Annotated in this window: 27 protein-coding genes; 14 read left to right on the top strand and 13 right to left on the bottom strand. The window is 29.5% G+C overall.

The annotated features are described in order from the left end of the window. Positions 1 to 32: 32 nt before the first annotated feature. Positions 33 to 1,733, top strand: coding sequence for a glycosyltransferase family 9 protein (locus B8063_RS06270; protein ID WP_085070540.1), 1,701 nt, complete (start codon positions 33 to 35; stop codon positions 1,731 to 1,733). On the opposite strand, the gene B8063_RS06265 is transcribed toward B8063_RS06270, so the two are convergent. Genes B8063_RS06265 through B8063_RS06245 form a run of 5 tightly spaced genes read right to left on the bottom strand, consistent with a single transcriptional unit; the run spans position 1,725 to position 5,186 of the window. Beyond that, positions 1,725 to 3,017, bottom strand: a complete 1,293-nt coding sequence (locus B8063_RS06265) for an NAD(P)H-dependent oxidoreductase (RefSeq protein WP_085070909.1) — start codon at positions 3,015 to 3,017, stop codon at positions 1,725 to 1,727. The two genes, B8063_RS06270 and B8063_RS06265, sit on opposite strands and share 9 nt — an antisense overlap. 2 nt (positions 3,018 to 3,019) lie before the next feature. Continuing rightward, entirely contained in the window at positions 3,020 to 3,334 is a 315-nt protein-coding gene (locus B8063_RS06260) for an AzlD domain-containing protein (protein ID WP_085070538.1), read from the bottom strand. Further along, entirely contained in the window at positions 3,331 to 4,023 is a 693-nt protein-coding gene (locus B8063_RS06255) for an AzlC family ABC transporter permease (RefSeq protein WP_085070536.1), read from the bottom strand. Before B8063_RS06255 ends, B8063_RS06260 begins: the two co-directional genes overlap by 4 nt. A gap of 3 nt (positions 4,024 to 4,026) precedes the next feature. Further along, the gene (locus B8063_RS06250) at positions 4,027 to 4,434 is read right to left on the bottom strand and encodes a gamma-glutamylcyclotransferase family protein (protein WP_085070534.1); all 408 of its coding nucleotides are present in this window, start codon (positions 4,432 to 4,434) and stop codon (positions 4,027 to 4,029) included. Further along, positions 4,434 to 5,186, bottom strand: coding sequence for a competence/damage-inducible protein A (locus B8063_RS06245; RefSeq protein WP_085070532.1), 753 nt, complete (start codon positions 5,184 to 5,186; stop codon positions 4,434 to 4,436). The genes B8063_RS06250 and B8063_RS06245 overlap by 1 nt, the downstream gene beginning before the upstream one ends. 21 nt (positions 5,187 to 5,207) lie before the next feature. Here B8063_RS06245 and sfsA point away from each other — a divergent pair, with 21 nt between their 5' ends. The 9 genes from sfsA to grxD are packed head-to-tail and all read left to right on the top strand — an operon-like array spanning position 5,208 to position 12,427. Beyond that, on the top strand, positions 5,208 to 5,897 hold the full coding sequence (gene sfsA, locus B8063_RS06240; protein ID WP_085070530.1) for a DNA/RNA nuclease SfsA: 690 nt from the start codon (positions 5,208 to 5,210) through the stop codon (positions 5,895 to 5,897). After that, positions 5,887 to 6,663, top strand: a complete 777-nt coding sequence (map, locus tag B8063_RS06235) for a type I methionyl aminopeptidase (protein WP_085070528.1) — start codon at positions 5,887 to 5,889, stop codon at positions 6,661 to 6,663. Before sfsA ends, map begins: the two co-directional genes overlap by 11 nt. Next, complete coding sequence (gene purB / locus B8063_RS06230; protein WP_085070526.1) at positions 6,663 to 7,955, top strand: adenylosuccinate lyase; 1,293 nt, start codon at positions 6,663 to 6,665, stop codon at positions 7,953 to 7,955. Before map ends, purB begins: the two co-directional genes overlap by 1 nt. Continuing rightward, positions 7,955 to 8,740 (top strand): phosphoribosylaminoimidazolesuccinocarboxamide synthase, encoded by a 786-nt coding sequence (gene purC, locus B8063_RS06225; protein ID WP_075521878.1) that lies wholly within the window; start codon positions 7,955 to 7,957, stop codon positions 8,738 to 8,740. The genes purB and purC overlap by 1 nt, the downstream gene beginning before the upstream one ends. Next, a complete protein-coding gene (purS, locus tag B8063_RS06220; protein WP_085070524.1) occupies positions 8,740 to 8,973 on the top strand; it encodes a phosphoribosylformylglycinamidine synthase subunit PurS in 234 nt (77 codons plus the stop codon). Before purC ends, purS begins: the two co-directional genes overlap by 1 nt. Before the next feature lie 6 nt (positions 8,974 to 8,979). Further along, on the top strand, positions 8,980 to 9,663 hold the full coding sequence (gene purQ / locus B8063_RS06215) for a phosphoribosylformylglycinamidine synthase I (RefSeq protein ID WP_085070522.1): 684 nt from the start codon (positions 8,980 to 8,982) through the stop codon (positions 9,661 to 9,663). Then, complete coding sequence (purL, locus tag B8063_RS06210) at positions 9,663 to 11,855, top strand: phosphoribosylformylglycinamidine synthase subunit PurL (protein WP_085070520.1); 2,193 nt, start codon at positions 9,663 to 9,665, stop codon at positions 11,853 to 11,855. Before purQ ends, purL begins: the two co-directional genes overlap by 1 nt. A 1-nt stretch (position 11,856) precedes the next feature. After that, on the top strand, positions 11,857 to 12,087 hold the full coding sequence (locus tag B8063_RS06205) for a BolA/IbaG family iron-sulfur metabolism protein (protein WP_085070518.1): 231 nt from the start codon (positions 11,857 to 11,859) through the stop codon (positions 12,085 to 12,087). 1 nt (position 12,088) lies between these two features. Further along, entirely contained in the window at positions 12,089 to 12,427 is a 339-nt protein-coding gene (gene grxD / locus B8063_RS06200) for a Grx4 family monothiol glutaredoxin (RefSeq protein ID WP_085070516.1), read from the top strand. On the opposite strand, the gene rpsD is transcribed toward grxD, so the two are convergent. From rpsD to B8063_RS06160, 8 genes are read right to left on the bottom strand one after another with little or no spacing between them, the layout of a single operon-like run. After that, positions 12,428 to 13,045, bottom strand: coding sequence for a 30S ribosomal protein S4 (gene rpsD, locus B8063_RS06195; protein WP_085070514.1), 618 nt, complete (start codon positions 13,043 to 13,045; stop codon positions 12,428 to 12,430). A 41-nt stretch (positions 13,046 to 13,086) separates the two neighbouring features. Next, the gene (locus B8063_RS06190; RefSeq protein ID WP_085070512.1) at positions 13,087 to 13,800 is read right to left on the bottom strand and encodes an RNA methyltransferase; all 714 of its coding nucleotides are present in this window, start codon (positions 13,798 to 13,800) and stop codon (positions 13,087 to 13,089) included. Beyond that, complete coding sequence (gene cimA, locus B8063_RS06185) at positions 13,800 to 15,401, bottom strand: citramalate synthase (protein WP_085070907.1); 1,602 nt, start codon at positions 15,399 to 15,401, stop codon at positions 13,800 to 13,802. Before cimA ends, B8063_RS06190 begins: the two co-directional genes overlap by 1 nt. Beyond that, the gene (gene cysS, locus B8063_RS06180; RefSeq protein ID WP_085070510.1) at positions 15,398 to 16,759 is read right to left on the bottom strand and encodes a cysteine--tRNA ligase; all 1,362 of its coding nucleotides are present in this window, start codon (positions 16,757 to 16,759) and stop codon (positions 15,398 to 15,400) included. Before cysS ends, cimA begins: the two co-directional genes overlap by 4 nt. 45 nt (positions 16,760 to 16,804) lie before the next feature. Further along, complete coding sequence (nadE, locus tag B8063_RS06175) at positions 16,805 to 17,542, bottom strand: NAD(+) synthase (protein WP_075521888.1); 738 nt, start codon at positions 17,540 to 17,542, stop codon at positions 16,805 to 16,807. Positions 17,543 to 17,579: 37 nt separating this feature from the next. Then, entirely contained in the window at positions 17,580 to 18,959 is a 1,380-nt protein-coding gene (locus B8063_RS06170; protein WP_085070508.1) for a class II 3-deoxy-7-phosphoheptulonate synthase, read from the bottom strand. A gap of 34 nt (positions 18,960 to 18,993) precedes the next feature. Continuing rightward, positions 18,994 to 20,814 (bottom strand): glutamine--fructose-6-phosphate transaminase (isomerizing), encoded by a 1,821-nt coding sequence (gene glmS / locus B8063_RS06165; RefSeq protein WP_085070506.1) that lies wholly within the window; start codon positions 20,812 to 20,814, stop codon positions 18,994 to 18,996. Continuing rightward, positions 20,815 to 21,435: a DapH/DapD/GlmU-related protein gene (locus tag B8063_RS06160; RefSeq protein WP_085070504.1), complete on the bottom strand. Its 621-nt coding sequence runs from the start codon at positions 21,433 to 21,435 to the stop codon at positions 20,815 to 20,817. Between the two features lie 69 nt (positions 21,436 to 21,504). Here B8063_RS06160 and B8063_RS06155 point away from each other — a divergent pair, with 69 nt between their 5' ends. The 4 genes from B8063_RS06155 to B8063_RS06140 are packed head-to-tail and all read left to right on the top strand — an operon-like array spanning position 21,505 to position 25,756. After that, entirely contained in the window at positions 21,505 to 22,191 is a 687-nt protein-coding gene (locus tag B8063_RS06155) for an HAD-IA family hydrolase (protein ID WP_085070502.1), read from the top strand. A gap of 42 nt (positions 22,192 to 22,233) precedes the next feature. Next, positions 22,234 to 23,736: an MmgE/PrpD family protein gene (locus B8063_RS06150; RefSeq protein ID WP_085070500.1), complete on the top strand. Its 1,503-nt coding sequence runs from the start codon at positions 22,234 to 22,236 to the stop codon at positions 23,734 to 23,736. Then, positions 23,736 to 24,632, top strand: coding sequence for a methylisocitrate lyase (prpB, locus tag B8063_RS06145; protein ID WP_085070498.1), 897 nt, complete (start codon positions 23,736 to 23,738; stop codon positions 24,630 to 24,632). The genes B8063_RS06150 and prpB overlap by 1 nt, the downstream gene beginning before the upstream one ends. Beyond that, positions 24,632 to 25,756, top strand: coding sequence for a bifunctional 2-methylcitrate synthase/citrate synthase (locus tag B8063_RS06140; RefSeq protein ID WP_085070496.1), 1,125 nt, complete (start codon positions 24,632 to 24,634; stop codon positions 25,754 to 25,756). Before prpB ends, B8063_RS06140 begins: the two co-directional genes overlap by 1 nt. The last annotated feature ends 1 nt before the right edge of the window (position 25,757 follow it).

The raw sequence follows: 25,757 nt of genomic DNA, 5'->3' as shown, positions 1-25,757 counted from the left end.
ATTATTGTTAAATAATATTAAATTCTATTTATATGAATCAATTAGAGCTCATAGCTGAAAATATTAAAAACAAAAATTTAGATAAAGCATTAGAGCTTTGCAAATTAAATGAAAATTCAAATGATAAGTCAATAATTTATAATTTTTTAGGTGTTATTCATTTTATGAAAAAAAATTTAGCGGAGGCTGAGAAATTTTTTTTAAAAGTAATCGAAATCGATGATAAATTTCAAGATCCAATAAGAAACCTTTGCGTTATTTATACTATTAGTAAAAAATTTAAAGAATTACTGAATTATTCTACTAAATTATATTATTTAGATAACAAAAACCCATTAAATATTTTTCAAATTGGATCTGCCAATGAATTGAATAAAAATTATGATGAAGCAATTAAATATTACGAAATATATATTAATACAGACGGTAGTGATAAAAAAAGAGGCTTTAATAATATTGGCAATATATATCTAAGAAAAGGTAAACCAAAAACTTCGGTAAAATATTTTTCTAAAGCTTTAGAACTAGATAGTAATAATAAAATTTTAATTAATAATATTTTACTTTGCTATTTATCTCTTAGAGATGAAAGTAAAGCTGAAGAATTCTTTAAAAAAGCAGAAACTATAGATAGTAATTATACCGAATTCTTACATAATAAAGCAGAATTTTTAATTCTTAAAAATCAATTACAAGAAGCTGAGAAAATATTAGAAAATAATAAAGGTATCACTAAATTTTTAATAACATTAATAAGACTTTATTTTAATTCTGGTCAGAGCGATAAAGGAAATGAATTATTAAACCAATCAAGAGAAATACTTAAAAATAATTCAGATTTTTACAACTATCTTGGTCTTAGATATTTATACGAAGGAAATTTTGACGAAGGATGGAAATATTATGAGTTTAGAAAATCTAAATTATCTAATTATTTTAAGGATATGAGTGAATGGGATGGAACAAATATTAAAGATAAATCAATAGTAGTTTATAATGAGCAGGGTTTAGGAGATTCAATTCAATTTTCAAAATATTTGATACCATTATCAAAAGTCTCAAATAAAATAACTTTTGTTGTTCAAGAAAATATTAAAAATCTATTTAAAGATCTTAAAAACATTAATATTAAAACATACGACGAGTGTAAAAATCAAACATTTGATTTTAAAATATCTTTAGGTTCTCTCATTAAATTCTTTTATAAAGAAGAAATTAACCTTGAGGAAAGTCTTATAGAGTTTAATCATAAAAAAAAAATAGAATTAGAAAATAAAATTGATTTTTCAAAGAAAAATATTGGTTTAGTATGGTCAGGTTCATTTTTAGGACCTAATGAGCCTTATAGATCAATACCACTCAATAATTTTAGAAAAATTCTTTGTTTAAACGCAAATTTTTATGCCTTACAAAACGAAGTATGGGAAAGAGATTTAGAATATTTTAAATCTTCAAACCTTATTGATTGTGGTAATTATAAGTTAGATGAACTTTCTTCTCTAATATCGAAGTTAGATCTTGTAATTACTTGTGATACATCCCTTCTTCATTTGGCATCATCATTAAATATAGAAACTTGGGGAATTTTATGTTTGTATCCAGATTGGAGATGGGGGGAGTTTAATAAGTTTAATCCTTATAATAAATTAAAACTTTTTAATCAAAAACAATTTTGTAATTGGGATTTTATAAACGATGAAGTTTATGAACTTTTAGAAAAAAAATTAAATTAAATTGTATTGATATTCCCTAGCCTCTAAAACTTCTTTTGGTAAATCAATATCAACATCAGTAAGTCTAATTAATTCATCTCTTTTAATATTTCTTTTAACAATTGCGTTATCTGTTAAGCCAAGTGGAAGGATGCCATCTTCTTTAGATTTTTGAGAACTAATTAATTTACCTCGTGAACAAAATCCACCTTCTCCATCGAGCTTTTCACCTGCTTTTAAATCTTTTTTTGCAACTGCTCCAACATCAGAATTATAATTTTTTGTAAATCCAGTCGGTTTTAAATCTAGAGATATAGAATAAATTGATTGAGCTAATTCAAGTCCTATATAATGATATGGTCTCCATATGGCTGAATAATTTCCTGATGAGTCTGTTACCATTCCATAATCTTTAAAACAATTTTTAACGTATTCATTTTGTGCCTTAATAACAATGTAGACACCCCAGCGTAAATCATTCTCAATTTCATTTTTATCAAGGTCAATACTAGAAATAACTTCTACTTGGCCACTATGATCAATTAAACCACCTTCATCTTTTGGAATAAGTTTTTTTGCAATATCATAAACACCTACTGGTGGGAATGTTAAACCGTCTTTTGGACATTTCAAGTCTGCAGCATTACTAACAGCACACATTTCAATAGCTGATTTGTCTCCACACAAAAAACTGTTGAACATTTTAGGGTTCATTCCAGATTCTTTTTCAGCTCTTTCTTTTGTTAGTCCATAATGATCCCAGACAGTTTCAGGTGTAGAATATTCAAATGTAGGATGATATTTAGTCCCTTTGCCAGCACAAATGACTTGAAATCCATTAAGTCTAGCCCATTCAATTTGTTCCATAATTAAAGATGGTTGATCACCATAAGCCATTGAACAAACAACATTATTTTTATTTGCTAAATCTGATAAAAATTTTCCACATGTAACATCCGCTTCAACATTTACTAAAATTATATGTTTTTTATTATTAATTATTTTTGTTGCATGCACAGTACCGATAATTGGATTACCTGTTGCCTCAATATAAATTTCAATATCTCTTTCAAGAGTATTATCTAATGAATTTGTAAAATTTATATTACTTATTGTTTTTTCATTTAGACCGCTATTAAGACAATTTTTTTTTGCTTTTTCAATATTTACATCAACAATTGTATCTATTTGAATTTTTTCTAATTGATTGTACTGAGCTAAAAACATTGAAACAAATTTACCACATCCTATAAATCCAATTCTAATAGGCTTAGATCTGTTTTGAAGTTTTGAGTATAAATACATATTTAAAATAAAAATATAACTATCCAATAAGATATTAGTCCAGCTATAATTGTTAAAATAATATTTTTACTTATATACCCAATTACAATAGCAACAAAAAAACCAATAATTTTTGGATCATTAATTTGCACAACTGTATTTGTTTCATTTAAAAAAACTGCTGGAAATATTATTGCAGGGAATACTGCAGATGGCACATATCCTAATATTTTTTTTGCACTTTCGCTTAATCTTTCAGGTTTAATTAATAAAACAGATCCTAATCTAGTTAAGTAATTTATAATTCCTGCTATCACTACAGATATCCAAATAGTCATATTTTTTTCTGAAATTTGTTTATTAAAAAAATGATAAATAATGAGACTACACAAGATAATATAATGTAAGATTTTAATGGAGCATCATAAAATAAAATAGAAGACAGTCCTGAAAGAAAAATTACAATTAGATGATCTATTTTTCTAAAATAATTTATAAGTAAAGCTAAAAAAGTTAATGGTATAGTAAATGATAAACCTAATTCTTCTGGCACAATAGAACCAAGTAAAATTCCAATAACTGTTGTCAATTGCCATACTATCCACAGAGTTAATCCAGCACCAAGTAAATGATAATGTTTATATTCATCATTTGAATTTTTTTTAAAAAACTCTTGCGAAACGGCAAAAGCTTGATCGGTTAATAGATATGATAAAAATATCTTCCATATTAAAGATAATTTTGACAAATATTGCGCAACTACTGCCCCGTATAATAGATGTCTAGTACTAACGACTGAGGATGATGTTATAGCAATTAACGAGGATGCGCCATTTGATAGAAGTTGAAAAAAAACTATCTGACTAGCCCCACTAAAAATTATTATAGATGTAGCGTAAGTTATGTACGGCCCAAAACCTAATTCTATACCAATTGCTCCAAAAATTATGCCAAAAGGAACCACAGGTAACAGTAAGGGAGAAACATCATAAAAACCCTTTAATAGATTCTCCTTTTTTTTTGACATAATTTATTTTTGTGGATTGAGAGCTTTAACTAAATAAGATTTATCTAATTTACAGTCTTTATATCCTCGCTTTATAACATTTAGATACCTTTCTGTTGGATATCTAAATTCTGACTTTATTGGCATAATGTAAGTCATCACTTTTTTATTGTAATATTTAAAATACATTTTTTTATATAGAATGGGGAAATCCTCATATAGATCTAATTTTTTTTCGTCACTTTTAGATATTTCATACAAAGCACCAGGTACTAAATAATTATTTTTTTTCTCTATATCAGCAGCTCTGTATTTGCTTCTAAAATTTAATCTAAAACCTTTGAGCTCATATTTTTTAAGAAAAATACTATCTTTGCATCTTCTTTTCATTTGAAAGTGGTTAAGGTTACTTCCGTATGCAAAGTAAAGCATCAATCTTTCTCGACAATTTCAATTTTTTTTTCTCTAACAAAGTTTATTATTTGATCATTACATTGATTAATTTTATTTTGATCTGTACATCTTAGTACAATTGAAACACCAAGTTTTCCTGCCTTAAAAAAAGGATAACTTCCAATATCAACATCTTTATTGTTATCTTGTACTTTACTTAATGACTTTGCGATTTCACTTTCGACTGTTCTTAAATTAATAGTAGAACTTAATATTGGATCTCCTCCAATTAAAACATTTTCTAATCCTCCCAACATGGATTGCATTATCGAGGGAACTCCTGGTAAACAAAATACATTCTCCATATAAAATCCAGGTGCACCACTTGATGGATTTAAAATTAATTTTGATGTTATTGGCATCTTAGCCATTTTCTGTCGTCCTTCTGTGAATTCGCCTGGTTTATAATAGCTCTCTAATATTTTAAAAGCTTCTGGGTGAAAATTATATTCAACATTAAAAAGCTTCGATATAGATTCTGATGTTATGTCATCATGTGTAGGACCTATACCTCCGGTTGTGAATACATAGGTATATTTTTTTCTTAATTCGTTTACGGTATTGATAATTGTTTCCTGATCATCAGGAATAACTCTTACCTCATTTACCTTAATGCCTAATGAATTTAACCATATTGCAAGGGTGCTAGTATTAACATCTTTAGTACGTCCAGATAAGACCTCATTTCCAATAATTAAAATCCCAGCATTTATTTCTTTTTTATTAGTCATTTACAAATATAAATAAAATTAATGAATTTTACCAATACACTTATTAAAGGCAAATTAGTAAAAAGATATAAAAGATTTTTTGCTGATATAGAAGTAAATAATAAAATTGTAACAGCTCATTGTCCAAATACAGGTTCTATGAAAGGTCTTTTAGATGAAGGAAATGAGGTATGGATTTCACCACAAAATGATCCTTCAAGAAAACTTAAATATACACTTGAATTAATAAAAGTTAAAAAAAAATTAGTTGGTGTAAATACGCACAGAGCAAACAGAATTGTCCAACATGGTTTAGAAAATAAATTAATATCTGAATTTAAAAATACTAAAAGCATTAGGCCAGAATTTAAATATTCATCAGACACAAGATTTGATTTTTTGTGCGATAAAAGTTTATTAGAGGTCAAAAATGTTACATTGATAACTGATGATGTGGTTGCTGAATTTCCTGATGCGATTACTGAAAGAGGTTTAAAACATTTAAAAATGTTAATTAATTCAATCAAAAAAGGTTATAAACCATATGTCTTATTTTTAACTCAAATTCAGGGTATAAATAATTTTAGAATAGCAAAAGAAATTGATCCTAAGTATTTTGAGGGTTATATCGAAGCGAAAAAAGCTGGTGTAAAATTTTTAGCATATAGGTGCACTTTAAATTCTAAACAAATTAAAATTGAGAAAAAAATTAAAATAATTGATGACAAATAATTATTCAGAAAAGTTTGAGAAAATGAGGATTGCAGGAAATCTTGCAGCAAAAACTTTAGACATGCTAACAAATGAAATAAAGGAAGGTGTATCAACTGATAAAATTGATACTTTAGGTTATGAATTCATTAAGGATAACGGTGGTTATTCTGCTCCACAATTTTATAGAGGTTTTAAAAAATCATTATGTACATCATTAAATCATGTCGTTTGTCATGGAATTCCTTCAGATAGAATTTTAAAAGAAGGCGATGCAATCAATGTTGATGTTACTGCAATAGTAAATGAATACTATGGTGACACCAGTAGAATGTTTGTAATTGGAGATGTATCTATAAAAGCAACTAATTTAATCAATACAACATACGAATCTATGATGCGAGGAATTGAAATATTAAAACCTGGTAAGAGATTGGGCGATATTGGTTATGAAATACAATCTTATGTTGAAGAAAAAGGATATTCAGTTGTTAGAGATTTTTGTGGTCACGGAATAAGTAATATTTTTCATGAACCTCCTAACATTCTGCATTATGGAAAAAAAAATACAGGGGTTGAACTCAGACCTGGAATGACATTTACAATTGAACCGATGATTAATGATGGGAAATATGATGTTAAAGTTTTAAATGATGGTTGGACAGCTGTAACAAAAGATAAGTCACTATCAGCACAGTTTGAACATACTATAGGAATTACAGAGGATTCTTATGAAATTTTTACAGAATCTGTTAAAGGTTATAAAGGACCCCCATATAAAATTTAATGATATCTAGATATTCAAGAAAAGAATTAGTCAATATTTGGTCAGAGGAGAATAAATACAAAATTTGGCTTAATGTTGAAATTGCAGCTGCTGAAGCAATGGAAAAATACAAAATAATTCCAAGAGGAGTAGCCTCAATTGTTAAGAAAAAAGGCAAAATTAAAGTAAAAAGAATTCATGATATTGAATCAAAAGTAAAACATGACGTTATTGCTTTTTTAACATCAATTACTGAGCAAGCTGGAATTAAAGCTAGATACCTTCATCAAGGAATGACCTCATCCGATGTTTTGGATACAAGTTTTAATATACAATTAGTTCAATCAGGAAATATCTTATTAAAAGATATAGATAAAATTTTATCTGTTTTAAAAAAACAGGCTAAGAAATATAAAATGACTCCTTGTATTGGAAGAAGTCACGGTATTCATGCGGAACCAATAACCTTTGGTCTTAAACTGGTATCTTTTTATGAGGAGTTTAAACGTAATAAAAAAAGACTTAAAGATGCAATTGAGGAAGTTTCAACTTGCGCTATTTCAGGTGCCGTTGGAACATTTGCAAATATAGATCCAAAAATAGAAGTTTATGTATCAAAAAGATTAAAACTCAAACCAGAGCCTGTATCAACACAAATTATTCCAAGAGATCGACATGCACATTATTTTGCAATTTTAGGTATCATTGCAGGTTCAGTTGAAAGAGTTGCAACAGAAATACGCCACCTTCAAAGATCAGAGGTTTATGAATTACAGGAATTTTTTTCTAAAGATCAAAAAGGATCTTCCGCAATGCCTCATAAAAAAAATCCAATATTAAGTGAAAATTTAACTGGTCTTGCAAGAATGGTTAGAAGTTATGTAGTGCCTGCTTTAGAAAATATAGCTCTGTGGCATGAAAGAGATATTTCGCACTCAAGCGTAGAAAGAAATATTGGACCTGATGCAAACATAACACTTGATTTTGCACTTGTCAGATTGGCAGGTATTTTGGATAAAATGATAGTTTATCCAAAAAAAATGTTAGAAAATTTAAACTTTACTAAGGGATTGGTATTTTCTCAAGAATTAATGTTAGAATTGACTAAATCGGGAATGCAAAGAGAGAAAGCATATAGATTAGTTCAAGATCACGCTAAATCTAGTTTTTCAAAAAATATAAATTTAATAGACCTTGTAAAAAATGACAAAAAAATTACTGAGAGAATTTCTGATAATAAAATTAAAAAAATATTTACGTATTCTAAACACTTTAAAAATATTAATTATATATTTAAGAGAGTGTTAAAATAATGAAAAAAGGAAAAAAAATATACGAAGGTAAAGCAAAAATAGTTTTTGCAACAAGTGATAAAAATTTAGTTATACAACATTTTAAAGATGATGCCACAGCCTTTAACAACCAGAAAAAAGATGTCATTGATGGTAAAGGAATTTTAAATAATAGAATTTCAGAGCATATTCTAACAAATTTAAATCAGGTTGGTATTAAAAATCATTTAATAAAACGTCTTAATATGAGAGAACAACTAGTTCAACATGTTGAGATTATACCTATTGAATTTATAGTAAGAAATATTGCAACAGGTTCTTTAACTAAAAGATTAGGCATAGAAGATGGAACAGTTCTTGAATATCCACTAGTTGAATATTGTTTAAAAAACGATGAACTCGGTGATCCACTTATCAGCAAAGAACATATCTTAGCTTTTAAGTGGATGGATGATTTTGAAATAGATTTTGTGAACAATGAATTAGCTAGAATAAATGATTTTCTTCAAGGGATGTTTAGGGGTGTTGGAATCAAATTAGTTGATTTCAAAGTTGAATTCGGAAGATTAGAAAAAAATGGAAAAAAAGATATTATTTTAGCAGATGAAATTAGCCCTGACACCTGTAGATTGTGGGATGCAACCACTGATAAGAAATTAGATAAAGATAGATTTAGAAAAGACTTGGGAAATTTAGTTGAAGGTTATCAAGAAGTTGCTAGAAGATTAGATATACTCCATGAACAATCTAACATAAGACCATTAAAATATAGCAAACCAAAAGCAGTAAAGTTTAAAAAAAAATAATGATTATTAAAGTTATAGTTACTCTTAAAAATGGAGTACTTGATCCTCAAGGTAAAGCTATACAGCAAACTTTAAATGGTATGAATTTTAGTAGTGTTAATGATGTGAGGCAAGGAAAATTTTTTGAAATTAATGTAAATGAAAATGATGAAACTAAGGCAAAGTTACAAGTGGAAGATATGTGTAAAAAACTTTTAGCTAATCTTGTTATTGAGGACTATAAAATACTTTAATTATAAATGAAGTCCTCAGTCATAATTTTCCCAGGATCAAATTGTGATAGAGACATGGATGTGGCTCTTAAAAAGTTTGGTTTTAAAAATCAAATGATTTGGCATAATGATAATTCAATACCAAAAAGTGATTTAATTGTTTTACCTGGGGGTTTTTCTTATGGTGACTATTTAAGGTGTGGAAGTATAGCTTCAAAATCAAAAATAATTAAATCTGTTATAGATTTTGCAAACTCAGGTGGTTTAGTTTTAGGTGTGTGCAATGGTTTTCAAATTTTAACCGAGACAGGTTTATTACCTGGAATTCTTCAACAAAATAAATATCTGAATTTTATTTGTAAAAATGTATTTGTAAAAGTTAGAGATAAACAAAATAAATACTTTAAAGATATTAAAAAGGATATACTCAAACTTCATATAGCTCATAATGAAGGTAATTATTTTTGCTCCAATGATGAAATGAAATCATTGGAAGATAATAATCAAATTGCTGTTACATATTGCAATGAAAATGGGGATGAAAGTGATGAAAATAACCCTAACGGGGCAATCAAAAATATAGCTGGAATATTTAATAATAAAAAGAATGTTTTAGGTATGATGCCTCACCCTGAAAGAATGATTGATAAATATCTATCTGGTGAAGATGGATCATTATTTTTTGAAAATTTATTGCGAAATTTAAATTAATGGAAGTCACTGAAAAAATTGCAGTTGAGCATGGATTAAAAAAAGATGAGTATAAAAAAATCTGTGATTTACTAAAAAGAGTTCCAAATATTACTGAGCTTGCAATATTTTCTGCAATGTGGAATGAGCATTGCTCATATAAATCATCAAGAAAACATCTAAAAAAACTTCATACAAAAGGAAAACAAGTCATACAAGGACCTGGTGAGAACGCTGGTGTTATAGATATAGGAGATGATGATGCAATTGTGTTTAAAATAGAAAGTCATAACCACCCATCATTTATTGAACCATATCAAGGTGCTGCAACAGGAGTTGGTGGAATAATGAGGGATGTTTTTACGATGGGAGCAAGACCTATTGCTAATTTAAATTCAATACATTTTGGATCGCCACAACACAGAAAAACCAAAAACTTATTAAGAGGAGTAGTTAAAGGAATTGGTGGGTATGGAAATTGCATTGGTGTTCCAACAGTTGCTGGGCAAACATCTTTTGATGAGAGTTATAATGGTAATATTTTAGTAAATGCAATGACTTTAGGATTGGTAAATAAAAATAAAATTTTTTATTCAAAAGCTGCAGGTGTTGATAAACCTGTAATTTATGTGGGATCAAAAACCGGTAGAGATGGAATACACGGAGCCAGTATGGCTTCAGCTACATTTGATGATGAAATAGAGGAAAAAAAACCAACTGTTCAAGTAGGAGATCCGTTTACTGAAAAACTATTATTGGAGGCTTGCCTTGAACTAATGGCTGGTAACTCAATAATAGCAATCCAAGATATGGGTGCTGCAGGGTTAACATCATCGAGTGTCGAAATGGCATCAAAAGGTAAATTAGGAATTGAACTAAATTTAAACAAAGTTCCTTGCAGAGAAGAAAAGATGACACCTTATGAAATCATGCTTTCTGAAAGTCAAGAAAGGATGTTGATAGTTTTAGAAAGTGGAAAAGAGGAACATGCAAAAAAAATTTTTGATAAATGGAATTTAGATTTTGCTGTTATAGGAAAAACAACAAATACAAAGAAAATAGATTTATTGTTCGATAATAAAAATGTTGCATCAATACCAATTGATTTTCTTGCAGAAGATGCACCTGTCTATGATAGAAAATGGAAAAAAACAAAATTACCTCAAAAATTAAAATTTGATAAACAACAATTTAAATCTTTAAATTTATCAGATTGTTTAAATAAAATATTATCAAGTCCAAATGTTTCAGATAAAAAATGGATTTGGGACCAATATGATCATACAGTAATGGGTGATACTATTCAAAAACCAGGAGGAGATGCTGGTGTAGTAAGAATTCATGGTACAACAAAAGCAGTTGCTGCATCTGTAGATGCGTCTGCAACATACTGCTTTTCACATCCTTTAACAGGTGGAAAACAAATTGTATGTGAAAGTTGGAGAAATCTAATTTCTGTTGGTGCAAAACCAATAGCAATTACAAATTGTTTGAACTTTGGAAACCCAGAAAAAGAGAAAAATATGGGTGAGTTTGTTGAATGCGTAGAGGGTATAACTGAAGCTAGTAAGTATTTAGACTTTCCTGTCGTATCTGGAAATGTCTCCTTTTATAATGAAACAAAAGATAAGGGTATAAAACCAACACCAGCAATAGGTGGTGTAGGTTTAATAAAAGATTATCAAAAGATGATTACTATGGATTTTAAAAAATCTGGGAATATTGTTTATGTTATAGGTAAAACAGAAGGACACTTAGATCAAAGTATATTTGCAAGATATATATTACTGGAAAAAAAAGGTCCACCTCCAAGCATAAACTTATTTAATGAAAAAAATATTGGAGAAACAATATTACATCTTATTGATAAAAATTTAATTCAAACCTGTCATGACGTTTCAACTGGTGGAATTTTAACTGCAGTTTCTAAAATGTGTATCAAGGGACAGAAAGGACTTAAAATTAATCCCTTTAAAGAGTTAGTAAATAAACATGAATATTTCTTTGGTGAGGATCAGGGCAGATATATAATAGAAATTGAAAAAACTAATATCAAAAAGGTTAATGATTTGTTAAAGAAAAATTCAGTTCATTTTGATGATTTAGGTGTAATTGAGGATAAAAATTTAAGTTTCAATGGAGAGATGAATTTACCTATTGAAGAATTAACAAAGACACATAAATATTGGCTAAGGAATTATATGGAAAATTAACATGGCGATGGATTTAAAAGAAATAGAGAGTTTAATTAAAGAAGCAATGCCAGATGCTAGTATTGAAATACAAGATCTAGCAGGTGATGGAAATCATTATTCAGCTACAGTTACATCCTCAGAATTTTCAGGAAAAAGTAAAATAGAACAACACAAAATGGTTTATAACTCACTTAAAGGTAAAATGGGTAATGAGCTTCACGCATTAGCAATTAAAACTAAGGAGAATTAAAATGGACCAACAAACAAATGATATGATCAAAAATGAGATAGAAAGTAATGAAGTATGTTTATTTATGAAAGGTACCCCAGATGCACCCCAGTGTGGTTTTTCAATGGCGGTAACTAATATTTTAAAAATTTTAGAGGTAAATTTTAAAAGTGTTGATGTTTTAGCAAATCAAAATGTTAGAGAAGGAATTAAGGTTTACAGTGATTGGCCAACCATACCACAACTTTACGTTAAAAACGAATTTGTTGGTGGTTGTGATATAATTAAAGAAATGTATGAGAACGGCGAATTAACTAAGCTGTTTGAATCAAAAGGTATAAACTTTAAAGCTAAGAATTAATTATCTAGAGTAATATTCAATAACAAGATTTGGTTCCATAACTACTGGATATGGAACTTCTTCAAAAGCTGGTACTCTTACAAATTTAACTTTTTTGTTTTTTTCATCCAGTTGAAGATATTCTGGTACTTCTCTTTCTTTGTTAGCAAGAGCAATATCAATTAAAGCTAATGATTTTGATTTATCTCTTATTTCAATAGTGTCTTCTTCTTTTACTTGATAGCTTGCGATGTTTACTTTTTTTCCATTAACTCTAACGTGACCATGGTTTATTAATTGCCTAGATGAAAATATCGTATTTGAAAGTTTTGATCTGTAAATAACTGCATCCAATCTTCTCTCAAGTAAACCAATTAAATTTTCAGCTGTATCACCTTTTTTCATGATTGCTTTTTTATACATATTTCTGAACTGTCTTTCGTTCATATTGCCATAATAAGATTTCAATTTTTGTTTTGCCTGAAGTTGAATTCCATAATCGGATGGTTTTGCTGACTTTGTTTGTCCATGTTGTCCTGGAGGGTAAGCTCTTGTATTAAATGGGCTCTTTGGTCTTCCCCAAAGGTTTACTTTTAACCTTCTATCGACTTTATGTTTGGAGTTTAATCTTTTTGTCATTGAATAAAGGGCTTTATAAGCAGATGTTAGGTTTTGTCAATCTACCTTTTTTTAGTCAAACCAGCAAATACACTCGATAAAATGCGAGTTTCTTTTTCTGATAGGTTCATTTTATAAAAAATACTTCTTAAATTTTCTAACATAATTGGTTTTTTTTCTGGAGGATTAAAAAAATTTCTTTGTTCTAAATTATTTATACATAAAGAAAGCATACTCTGAATATCTTTTTTTGATGCAGTTTTAATTTTTTTTGATTTTTCAAACTTGTATTTTTTATTAGAGATTAGACTATTTATAATTTGTGCAACTATTATTAAGCTATGTGATAAATTTAAAGATCTAAAATTTTTATTACTTGGAATTTGCAAAGTATAATCCGCATAACTTACCTCTTCATTTGATAAACCTGAAGCTTCAGAACCAAATAAAAAACCAACTTTTTTTGAGTAATCGATTTTATTTAAATCTGAAATAGATATATGTTTGATATTTTTATTCCTAAATCTTGCTGATGTAGCAACTAAAATATCAATTTTTTTAAGCGAATTTTCTAAATGATCAAATACTTTAGCGCCTTTTATTATATCTTTCGCACCAACAGAGGTTGCAATAATTTTATCATTTGGAAAAATTGGTTTTGGATCAACTAATAATAATTTTTGAAAATTAAAGTTTTTAAGAGCTCTAGCACATGCACCTATATTTTCAGATAATTGTGGTTTATGTAGAATAAAAGAAATATTTTTGAATGACATTAAGTGCTAGCTGGAGCATTATCTTTAAATAATTTGTAATCTAAGCTATCGACTAAAGCTTTGAAAGAAGCATCAATAATGTTTGGAGAAACTCCAATTGTAAACCAATTTCCATGTTTTGAGTCTGCACTTTCTATTGAAACTCTAGTAACTGCACCAGTACCAGTATTTAAAATTCTAACTTTATAATCAACTAATTTTAAATCCTTTAGATATTCTGAATATTTTTCTAGTTTATTTACATTTTTTCTAATGGCGTTATCCAGTGCATTAACAGGACCGTTTCCTTCACCTTCACAAAGTATTTCATGTCCATCAACTTCAAGTTTAGCTTTTGCAAATGAAATTACTTCTCCAGTTGAGTCTTTTTTGACTGACACATCGTATTCATTAATTGAAATATATCTTGGAATATCTCCCATCAATCTACGTGCTAGTAATTCAAATGATGCATCAGCACCGTCATAACTATATCCAATAAACTCTCTATCTTTTACCTCGTGTAAAAGTTTTTTAATTTTTGGATCATCCTTTTTAATATCAATACCAATTGCGTTTAATCTAGACATAATATTAGATTGTCCAGATTGATCAGAAACAACAATGTTTCTTACATTCCCTACATTTTCAGGGTTAATATGTTCATAAGTTTTTGGATCTTTTTGAACAGCAGATACATGCATTCCACCTTTGTGTGAAAATGCAGATGCACCTACATAAGGTAAATGTTTGTTTGGTTTTCTATTCAATATTTCATCTAATAATCTTGAACACTGAGTTAAATTTTTAATATTTTCTGGTTTAATACTTATTTCGTAGTTATTTGAAAAATCCTTCTTAAAGAAAAAAGTTGGGATTAAAGACATAAGGTTTGCATTCCCACATCTCTCCCCTAACCCATTTATTGTGCCTTGTACTTGTCTTACACCTGCTTGAACAGCTACTAAACTATTTGCAACTGCATTTTCAGTATCATTATGTGCATGAATACCTAAATTTTTTCCTGGTATATGTTTTGTAACATCTTCAACAATTTTAGATATTTCATGAGGTAAAGTTCCACCGTTTGTATCGCAAAGAACAATCCATCTTGCACCATTATCATATGCAGACTTTAAGCATGATAAAGCATATTCAGAATTTGATTTATAACCGTCGAAAAAGTGCTCTGCATCAAACATAAATTCTTTACCAGAGCTCACAATATGCTTTGCGCTTTCACTAATGTTTTCTAAATTCTGCTCATTTGAAATACCTAAAGCGACATCAACATGAAAATCCCATGCCTTGCCAAACAAACAAACTGATGAACTTTTAGAATTTATTAATGACGATAACATTGGGTCGTTATTTGCACTATGCTCTGATTTTTTAGTCATGCCAAATGCAGTAAGATTTGCATTTTTAAAATTTTGGTCTTTATTAAAAAATTCTGTATCAGTTGGGTTGGCTCCTGGCCATCCCCCTTCAATATAATCCACTCCTAAATGATCTAAAGATTTTGCAATCTTTTCCTTCTCATTTAATGAAAAGTCTACTCCTTGGGTTTGGGCTCCATCTCTTAATGTAGTATCAAATATATAGATTTTTTCCTTACTCATTTTAATTTCCACGAGGTTGTATCATCTTTATCTTCAATTAAAATACCCTTATCTAAAAGATCCTGTCTAATTTTATCAGCCAATTCATAATTTTTGTCAGATCTTGCTTTATTTCTTTCCTCAATTTTAGATCTAATTTCATCCTCAGATATATTTATCGAATTTTTTTTGTAACTCATCCATTCCTCTTTAGTATCTGTTAAAAGACCAATAAAATTACAAGCTTGTACAAAAATGTTTTTGTCCTCGTCTGTTCCAGAAGACGCTTTAGAGTATAAAGAGTGTAAATTTGCAATATAACCCGGTGTGTTTAAGTCGTCATATAAAGGAGATAAGATATCGTCAGGGACTATAATTTTTTCCTTAACTACAATATATGCAGAGTACCATTTTGTTAAAATCTTTTCACACTCTGATATTAACTTGTCATTCCAATCAAGCCCTTGTCTGTAATGACTAGTAATTAATGCTAATCTTAAAACTTGACCATTGTATTTTGTTTTAAAGTCTTTTATTTTCAAAATATTACCCTGAGATTTAGCCATTTTTTCATTTGATAAAGTAATAAATCCATTATGAACCCAATAATTTGCGAACGATTTAGTTCCATTTGCACATCTAGATTGTGCTATTTCATTTTCATGGTGTGGAAATATTAAATCTCTGCCACCCCCATGAATATCAAATTCATCACCTAAGTATCTTTTTGACATTGCTGAACACTCTAAATGCCAGCCAGGTCTACCTTTTCCCCAAGGGGATTCCCATGATGGTTCATCAGCTGTAGATGGTTTCCATAATACAAAATCTTCAGGATTTTTCTTGAATTCAGACACCTCAACTCTTGAACCTGCAATTAATTCATCTAATTTTTTGTTTGAAAGTTTTCCATAATCCTCAAATTTATTTACTTCAAAGTATACATGATTGTTATTTGAATAAGCATAACCTTGATTTTCTAAATCAGATATCATATCGACCATTTGATTTATATTATCAGTTGCTTTAGGTTCTTTAGTTGGCTCTTCACACTTTAAATATTTGCAGTCATCGTGAAAATTTTCTGTAATTTTTAAAGTTAAATCTTTAATAGAAATTTTTTGATCATTTGATGCTTTAATAATTTTATCATCTATATCTGTGATGTTTCTAATGTAGTTAACTGAACTAGATCCATATTTTTTTTTTAAAATTTTAAATAGAATATCAAAAACAACTAAAGGTCTTGCATTACCTATATGTGGATCATCATAAACTGTTGGTCCACAAACATACATACCTACCGATTTTTCATTTTTGGGTATAAATTTATTCTTCTTATTATCGAGACTATTAGTTAAAAATATATCTTTACCCATACAACTAGGAATATACTTAAATTTTAGATTTGTGAATCTATTTGATTAATTTGGAATTTTGCATACCGGAATTGGTTCCATTTTATGCAAATTTGATCTTCTAATTGAATTATATTTCTCTCTATTTTTAGAGTTTTCATTTTCCATTGCTTCTTCAAGCTCTTTGTAACTTAATCCAAGCTGACCCTCATCTGTACGTCCATCATCCCACAAACCATCTGTTGGAGGGGCATCGATAATTTCTTTTAATATCCCAAGTTCTTTTCCAAGTTCCCATACTTCTGTTTTGTTACAATCTGCTATTGGAGAAATATCAACTCCACCATCACCATATTTTGTATAAAAACCTACACCAAAATCCTCGACTTTATTTCCTGTTCCAACAACTATTCCACCATTCGCAGCAGCAACTTGATATAGTGTTGTCATTCTCAATCTTGCCCTAGAATTTGCCATTCCATGTTCACTGCCAAAATTATTTAAAGTTCCCTCAAATGTTTTAAACAAACTATCGAGCTCTAATGTATGACCTTCTACATTGCTAAAATTTTTTTTTAGCCACTCTTGATGAGCTAAACTTAAATCGTGTTGTGCTGATTTCTGTTTTATTGGCATTGATAAAACTATTGTTTTTAAACCTGTCATTGCACTTAATGTGCTTGATACTGAGGAGTCTATTCCACCGGAAATACCAATTACCAGAGATTTGGCTTTTTTTGGCATAGAATTTACATAATTTAAAATCCAATTCTTGATGTGACTTACTTTGTCTTTAGGTGTCATGATATAAATATAGAAATTAAATTTTATTTTTAAACGGTTAAGATGCCGCTTTAATTGCAGATTTGGAATACAAACTATTCTTTTTTATCTCATCTGAAATTAAAAAAGCTAATTCAATAGCTTGATCCGAGTTCAATCTTGGATCACAATGGGTATGATACCTACTTGATAAGTCAGCATCAGATATTTTTTTTGCTCCTCCTGTACACTCTGTCACATCTTGGCCAGTCATTTCAACATGCAACCCACCAGCGTATGAGCCCTCTGCTTGATGAACTGCAAAAACATTTTTAACTTCCTTAACTACGTCATTAAACGGTCTTGTTTTAAATCCAGTTGACGCTTTAATTGTATTTCCATGACAAGGATCACACGACCAAAGTACATTTAATCCCTCTTTCTTAATTCCTCTTATTAATTTTGGTAAAAATTTCTCTACATTTTGATGACCAAATCTAGAAATTAAAGTTATTTTTCCTTTTTCGTTTTTTGGATTAATTGCTTCACAAATTCTAGCGATTTCATCTGGTTTTGATGTTGGTCCACATTTAATACCAATTGGGTTTTCAATCCCTCTACAAAACTCAACGTGTCCACCATCTAATTGTCTTGTTCTATCCCCAATCCATACAAAGTGAGCAGAGGTATCATGATACTCACCAGTTGTAGAGTCTACTCTTGTCATGCTTTCTTCAAATGGTAAATGTAAAGCCTCATGAGAAGTCCAGAAGTTTACAGTATATAATCTATTATTAAAATCAGATGTAATTCCACATGCTTCCATAAAAGCTAATGCATCAGCAATTTTATCTTCTAGTTCTTTAAATTTTTTAGATTGTGGGCTCTTCTTAATATAATCTAAATTCCATAGGTGAACTTTGTTTAAATCTGCAAATCCACCTTTTGAAAAAGCACGCAAAAGATTTAATGTTGATGCTGATTGAGAATATGCTTTAAATAATCTCTTTGGATCAGGTCTTCTAGCTTTCTCATTAAAATCAATAGCATTGATGTTGTCACCTAAATAGCTCGGTAATTCTTTATCACCCTGTTTTTCAATAGGAGCACTTCTGGGTTTTGAAAACTGCCCAGCAATTCTACCAAGTTTCACTACCGGTAATGATGCAGAATAAGTTAAAACTAAAGACATCTGAAGAATGACTTTAAACGTATCTCTAATATTATCTGGATGAAATTCCGCAAAACTCTCTGCACAATCTCCTCCTTGTAAAAGAAAAGCTTTACCATCAACAACTTCCGATAATTGATTTTTTAAATGTCGAGTTTCACCTGCAAAAACTAAAGGTGGAAAAGTTTTTAACTTGTTTAGAACAACGTCTAATTCCTTTTCATCATCATATATAGGTTGATGTTTTACAGGATATTTTCTCCAGCTATTTATTTTCCAATTTTTCATTTCAACTTGAAATTGTTTTAACAGACTTTACTAATTATTCAACAGTGACTGATTTAGCAAGATTTCTAGGTTTATCAATATCAAAACCTTTATCTAAAGCAGAGTAATAGGCTAATTTTTGTAAAGGGATTGTAGTTAAAAAAGGAAGTAGTTCGTTAGATATATTTTCAACTTCAATTTGCTCCCAAATATTTTCAGAAAAAATTTCATCAGTGCTCTTATTGGTTATAAGTAATACCTTGGCACCTCTTGATATAACTTCTTGCATGTTTGAAATAGTTTTTTTGTAATGTTCATCTCTTGGTGCAATTACGACGACTGGCATACCTTCCTCTATAAGTGCTAGCGGGCCATGTTTCATTTCACCAGCTGGATACCCTTCGGCGTGTACGTAAGCAAGTTCTTTTAGTTTTAGAGCGCCTTCAAGAGCAATTGGATAAGAATAGCCTCTACCTAAAAACATTGATCCTTTTGAATTAGCAAAATCTTTTCCCAAATTGTGGATTTTGTTATCTGTATTTAATGTTTCTTTTGCGCATTTAGAAAGCAGTAACAGATCTTTTATTTTATTTTGATAAGTTTTGTTTGAAATTGTTTTTTGTTCGTAAGAAATCTTTGTACAAAGCAAGTATAGCACAAGCATTTGACCTAAAAAGGCTTTAGTGGAGGCAACACCAATTTCTGGTCCACAATGAATTGGCAAGACTAAATCTGCATCTCTTGCAATTGAACTTTCAACAACATTTACAATCGCGCAGGTTTTAACCTCGTTTTTCTTGCACAAATCAAGTGCTGCAAATGTATCTGCTGTCTCTCCGGATTGAGAGACAAATATATACAGAGCGTTTTGTTTAAACTTTATTTTTCTGTATCTAAATTCAGATGCGATATCCACAGAAACATCCATATTTGTATTCTGTTCAAACCAATATTTTGCAACTAAGCAAGAATGATAAGCGGTACCACATCCTATTAGTACAACTGAAGAGATATCAGTTATTTTCCACGGAAAATTATAAATATTTATTTCATTATTATGTTTATCTATATACTCATTTATACAATTTTTAATTGTTACAGGTTGTTCGTCTATTTCTTTTGCCATAAAATATTTGTATTGATCTTTTTCATAGTTTTGCTCATCTTTTGATAGGTTTAAAACTTCTTTATTTGTTTTAATTCCATCTGAATCAAAAAATTCAACCTGATCTTTTTTTAAAATACAAAACTCACCATCATTTAAATATGAAATTTTATTTGTCATTGATTTAAGAGCGTAAGAATCTGATCCTAAATAATGTTCATCAGGACCGTAGCCTACAGCTAAAGGGGACCCTCTTCTTGCACCAATAATTAAATCTGGTTGATCTTTAAAAATGATACCTAATGCAAAACTTCCATGTAATTTCTTAAGAACCTTAATAATTGTATCTTTGAGATTATTTTTTTTTAAATAATCAGTTACTAAGTGAACTATTACCTCAGTATCTGTTTGCGATTTAAATTTATAACCTTTTTTTTCTAATATTTTTTTAAGAATAGTGGAATTTTCAATAATACCATTATGTACGACTGAAACATTTTCAGAGGAATGAGGATGAGCATTAATTGTACTTGGTTTTCCATGAGTTGCCCATCTGACGTGACCAATGCCTATTGTGCCTGATAATTTTATTTGATTTACATTTTTTTCTAATTCATTTACCCTTCCTTCACACTTTACTTCATTAATATTATTTTCAGATATTGTTGCTATGCCTGCAGAATCATACCCTCTATATTCAAGTTTTTTCAATGATCCTATAATTCTAGAGGTGACCTCTTTAGAGCTTGTTATACCTACTATCCCACACATTTATTTTTTTCTTTTATAATTTTTAATTGTTATTTGATTTGATCTAGTTAAAGCAAGACTTTTTGGCAATACATCTTTTGTTATAACTGAACTTGCACCAACAATACTGCTTTTATTAATTGTGACTGGGGCAACTAATGAAGAATTAGAACCGATAAATACTCCATCTTTGATATTTGTTTTACTTTTCTTAACCCCATCATAATTACATGTAATCGTACCAGCTCCGATATTAACATTTTTACCAATAGTTGTGTCTCCTATATATGAAAGATGATTTACTTTGGAATTTTTACCTATATTGCTTTTTTTAATTTCAACAAAGTTTCCAATTTTTGAACCTTTTTGAATTCTTACTTCTGGTCTAATTCTTGCATATGGTCCAATTTCGACATTATTCTCAACAATAACACCTTCAAGATGGGAAAATGATTTTACTATAACATTGTTTCCAATTTTAACTTTTTTAGAAAATACAACATAAGGTTCAATTGTTACATTTTTACCAATAACAGTTTCTTTAGAAAAAAAAATTGTTTCAGGAGCTATCATTTTAATACCTTTGTTTAAAAACTTTTCTCTAAGTTTATTTTGATCAATTTGTAAATTTTTCTTAGGCATATAAACATTGTATATATTTGAGAATTGTTTTAATTAATTCACAATATATTTCTTAAAAAAACTTAATTTATGCAAAAACTTACAATTCTTTTTGATTTAGACGGAACTCTTGTTGACTCAGCTCCAGATTTAATGAACGCACACAATCATGTGATGAGAAAATTTGGATTTGAAACAAAAACTGCTGAAGATATTAGAAATCTTGCTGGCAAGGGAGCATCGGTAATGATTGGTAGGTCTATTTGGGGACAAGCAAAAAAAGAATTTAGTAAGGTTATTGATGAAAAAATAAAAAAACAAATGGTCAAAGAGTTTATTGATTATTATGGAAAAAATATTGCTATAGAAAGTAAATTAATAAAAGGTGCAAAAGAGTTTTTAGACTGGTCGAAAAAGAATAATATTCAAATGGGTATATGCACTAACAAACAAGAACATTTGGCTATTAATTTATTAAAGGAGATTAAAATATACGATTACTTTGAGTATGTTGCTGGAAGTAACACATTTGATTACTGTAAACCTGATCCAAGACACCTTACAAATGTAATAGAAATTATGCAGGGTGATATAAAAAAAAGTATTATGATTGGAGATAGTGAAACTGATGCTGAGTCTGCAAAAGCTGCTAAAATACCATTTATACTTCTAGAGGATGGCTACACTGATAAGAAAGTTTCTGATATTCATCATGATTATTTAATCAAGAATTTTGACGGAATCGAGGAAATCATTAAGAAATATCTTATAGATTAATATTGATTAAAAAATGTGTTAAGGGTATTTAGTTTTCCCTATATGATCAGACACTTAGTAAAAGTTTACCCGTCAAAAATTAAACTAAATAAAAAAAATCAACTTGCATGGAAAATTGCAGAAATAGCAAGTGATAATGCAAAATTAGATAATCATGCAATTGATATGGTCATTAATAGAATTATTGATAATGCATCAGTTGCAATAGCGTCTTTAAATAGGCCGCCTGTAATTTCTGCTCGAGAGATGGCGTTAGCACATAAAAGAAAAAATGGTGCAACTCTTTTTGGAGTGAACTCAAAAGTAAAATTTGATTGTGAATGGGCTGCATGGGCTAACGGAACAGCAGTCAGAGAATTAGATTTTCATGACACTTTCTTAGCTGCTGATTACAGTCATCCTGGTGACAATATCCCACCTTTGATTGCTGTAGCACAACAATTAAAAAAAAATGGTAGGGATTTATTAAAAGGAATAATTACTGCCTATGAAGTGCAAGTTAATTTAGTTAAAGCAATTTGCTTACACAAGCATAAAGTAGATCATATAGCTCATCTTGGACCAAGTGTGGCTGCAGGAATTGGTTCAATGCTTAATTTGAAGACTGAAACAATTTATCAAGCTGTACAGCAAGCACTTCATGTAACAATTTCAACAAGACAATCAAGGAAAGGAGAAATTTCAAGTTGGAAAGCTTATGCACCAGCACATGCAGGTAAACTTGGTATAGAAGCAGTAGATAGAACAATGAGAGGTGAAGGTGCTCCAAGTCCAATTTTCGAAGGAGAAGATAGTGTTATTGCTAGAATATTAGATGGCAAAAATGCAAAATATTTTGTGCCTCTTCCAAAAAAAAATGAGATAAAAAAAGCTATACTTGAAACATATACCAAAGAGTATTCAGCAGAATATCAAGCTCAAGCTTTGATAGATATTGCAAAAAAATTTAATAATAGGATTACAGATTTAAGAAATATAAATAAGATTGATATATATACAAGTCACCATACACATTATGTTATTGGAACAGGCGCAAACGACCCACAAAAAATGGATCCAAATGCAAGTAGAGAAACTTTAGATCACTCGATTATGTATATTTTTGCTGTCGCATTAGAAGATGGTAATTGGCATCACGTAAAGTCTTATGCGAAAGCAAGAGCTAAGAAAAAAAGCACAATAAAAATCTGGAAATCAATTAAAACTCACGAAGATAAAAAATGGACAAGAAAATATCACGATCCAGATCCCAAAAAAAAATCATTCGGAGCTAAAGTAATAATCACCATGAAAAATGGTAAAAAATATACAGAGGAATTAGATAGAGCTGATGCTCATCCATACGGTGCTAGACCATTTAAAAGAGAAAATTACATAAATAAGTTTCATATTTTAACAGACAAAGTAATTTCAAAGAAAGAGTCTGAAAGGTTTTTAAAAGATGTTCAAAACTGTAAAAATTTGAAAAATGGTCAACTCGATAAACTGAATATTGAGATAAGTAAAAAATTTCTTAAAAGGAATAATAAAGCAGGAATTTTTTAATGCATTTTATTGAAAAAAAAGCTGAGCAAAAAAGAATTGATTTTGACAATAAACTTAAATCAAAAAAAATATTAAGAATACCAGGAGCTTACAATCCTCTTACTGCAAAATTAATTGAAGAGATAGGATATGATGGAGTTTATGTCTCTGGAGGAGTAATGTCGAATGATTTAGGATATCCTGATATTGGTCTTACCACCTTAAATGATGTAAGCAAACGTTCAGAGCAAATAGCAAGAGTAACTAATTTACCCACAGTTGTTGATATAGATACTGGTTTTAATTCTTGTAAGGAAACAATTGAAACGTTCGAGAGCTCTGGAATTACAAGTGTTCATATAGAAGATCAGATTGAGAGAAAAAGATGTGGACATCTTGACAATAAAGAACTTATCTCAAGTGAGCAAATGATAAAAAAAATAAAAGAATGTGTTTCCTCAAAGAAAGATAAAAACTTTAAAATTATTGCAAGATCCGATGCAAAAAATGTTGAAGGATTAGATAAAATGATTGATAGATGTAAATCTTATATTGATGCTGGTGCCGAAATTATTTTCCCTGAGGCGCTTAGAGATGAAAGTGAATTTGAAAAAGTACGAAAATCTTTGGATTGTTATTTACTAGCAAATATGACTGAATTTGGTAAATCAAAACTACTTAGCTTCAAAGAATTAGAAAATATAGGATACAATATTGTGATCTATCCTGTTACTACTCAAAGATTGGCTATGAAAAATGTGGAGGATGGTTTACGTGCTATTTTTAACGATGGACACCAAAATAATATAATTGATAGAATGCAAACTAGAAAAAGATTATATGAGCTAGTTGAGTATGAAAAATATAACTCACTTGATGAAAAAATATATAATTTTAGTACAGAGGGACACGAATAATGAGTGATGAGATAAAAAAAGGTTTGCTAGGTATTGTAGTTGATGAAACTGAGGTATCAAAAGTAATGCCTGAAATAAATTCACTTACATACAGGGGTTATGCCGCTCAAGACTTATGTGCTAAATGCAAATTTGAGGAAGTTGCATATTTAATATTAAATGGTGAGTTGCCTAGCAAAAAACAGCTAACAGCTTTTGAAAAGATGGAGAGAAAAAACAGGAAATTGTCTAAAACTTTATTAGATGATTTAAAAAAGATACCAAAAAAAGCTCACCCTATGGATGTTGCTAGAACTGCTGTTAGCATAATGGGATTGGAAGATAAAGAAACTAGAGATAACTCATCAAAAGCAAATATGAGAAAAGCAATGAGAATTTTCTCAAAAACTCCAGTAGCTTTAGCTGCATTTTATAGGGCTAGAAAAGGTAAAAAAATTATTCCTCCTAAAAAAAACTTATCTTTTTCGGAAAATTTTTTTCACATGTGTTTTGGCAAGGTACCAAATAAAGATATTGTAAAAGCATTTGATGTATCTTTAATTTTATACGCTGAACATAGTTTTAATGTTTCAACTTTTACTGCAAGAACAATTACAAGCAGTTTATCAGATATTCATGGAGCAATAACAGGTGCAATAGCTAGCTTAAAGGGGCCTTTACATGGTGGCGCCAATGAAGAGGTAATGCACATGATGAATAAAATCAAAAAACCTGAAAAAGCACATAAATGGATAAATAAAGCATTAGATAATAAAGATGTAATCATGGGTTTTGGTCATAGAGTTTATAAAAGCGGCGATTCAAGAGTTCCAACCATGAGAGAATACTTTGGTAAAGTTGCAAAGATCAAGAAAGACAAAAAGTTTGAAAGAATTTATGACATTGTGGAAAAAGTAATGATAGAAAGGAAGAACATACATCCTAATGTTGATTACCCTACTGGACCCACATATCATTTAATGGGATTTGACACTGACTTTTTTACCCCTATTTTTGTAATCTCAAGAATTACTGGTTGGTCTGCACATATTATGGAGCAACATGCTGCAAATAAATTGATCAGACCACTTGCAAGCTACAAGGGTAGCAAGTATCGAAAAGTTGTTCAGTTAAACCAAAGATAAA

It is taken from the genome of Candidatus Pelagibacter sp. RS40 (assembly GCF_002101295.1).
In the GTDB taxonomy this organism is placed as follows: domain Bacteria; phylum Pseudomonadota; class Alphaproteobacteria; order Pelagibacterales; family Pelagibacteraceae; genus Pelagibacter.
Note: the sequence above shows the minus strand (reverse complement) of the source record. Positions and strands in the feature narration are given on the sequence as shown.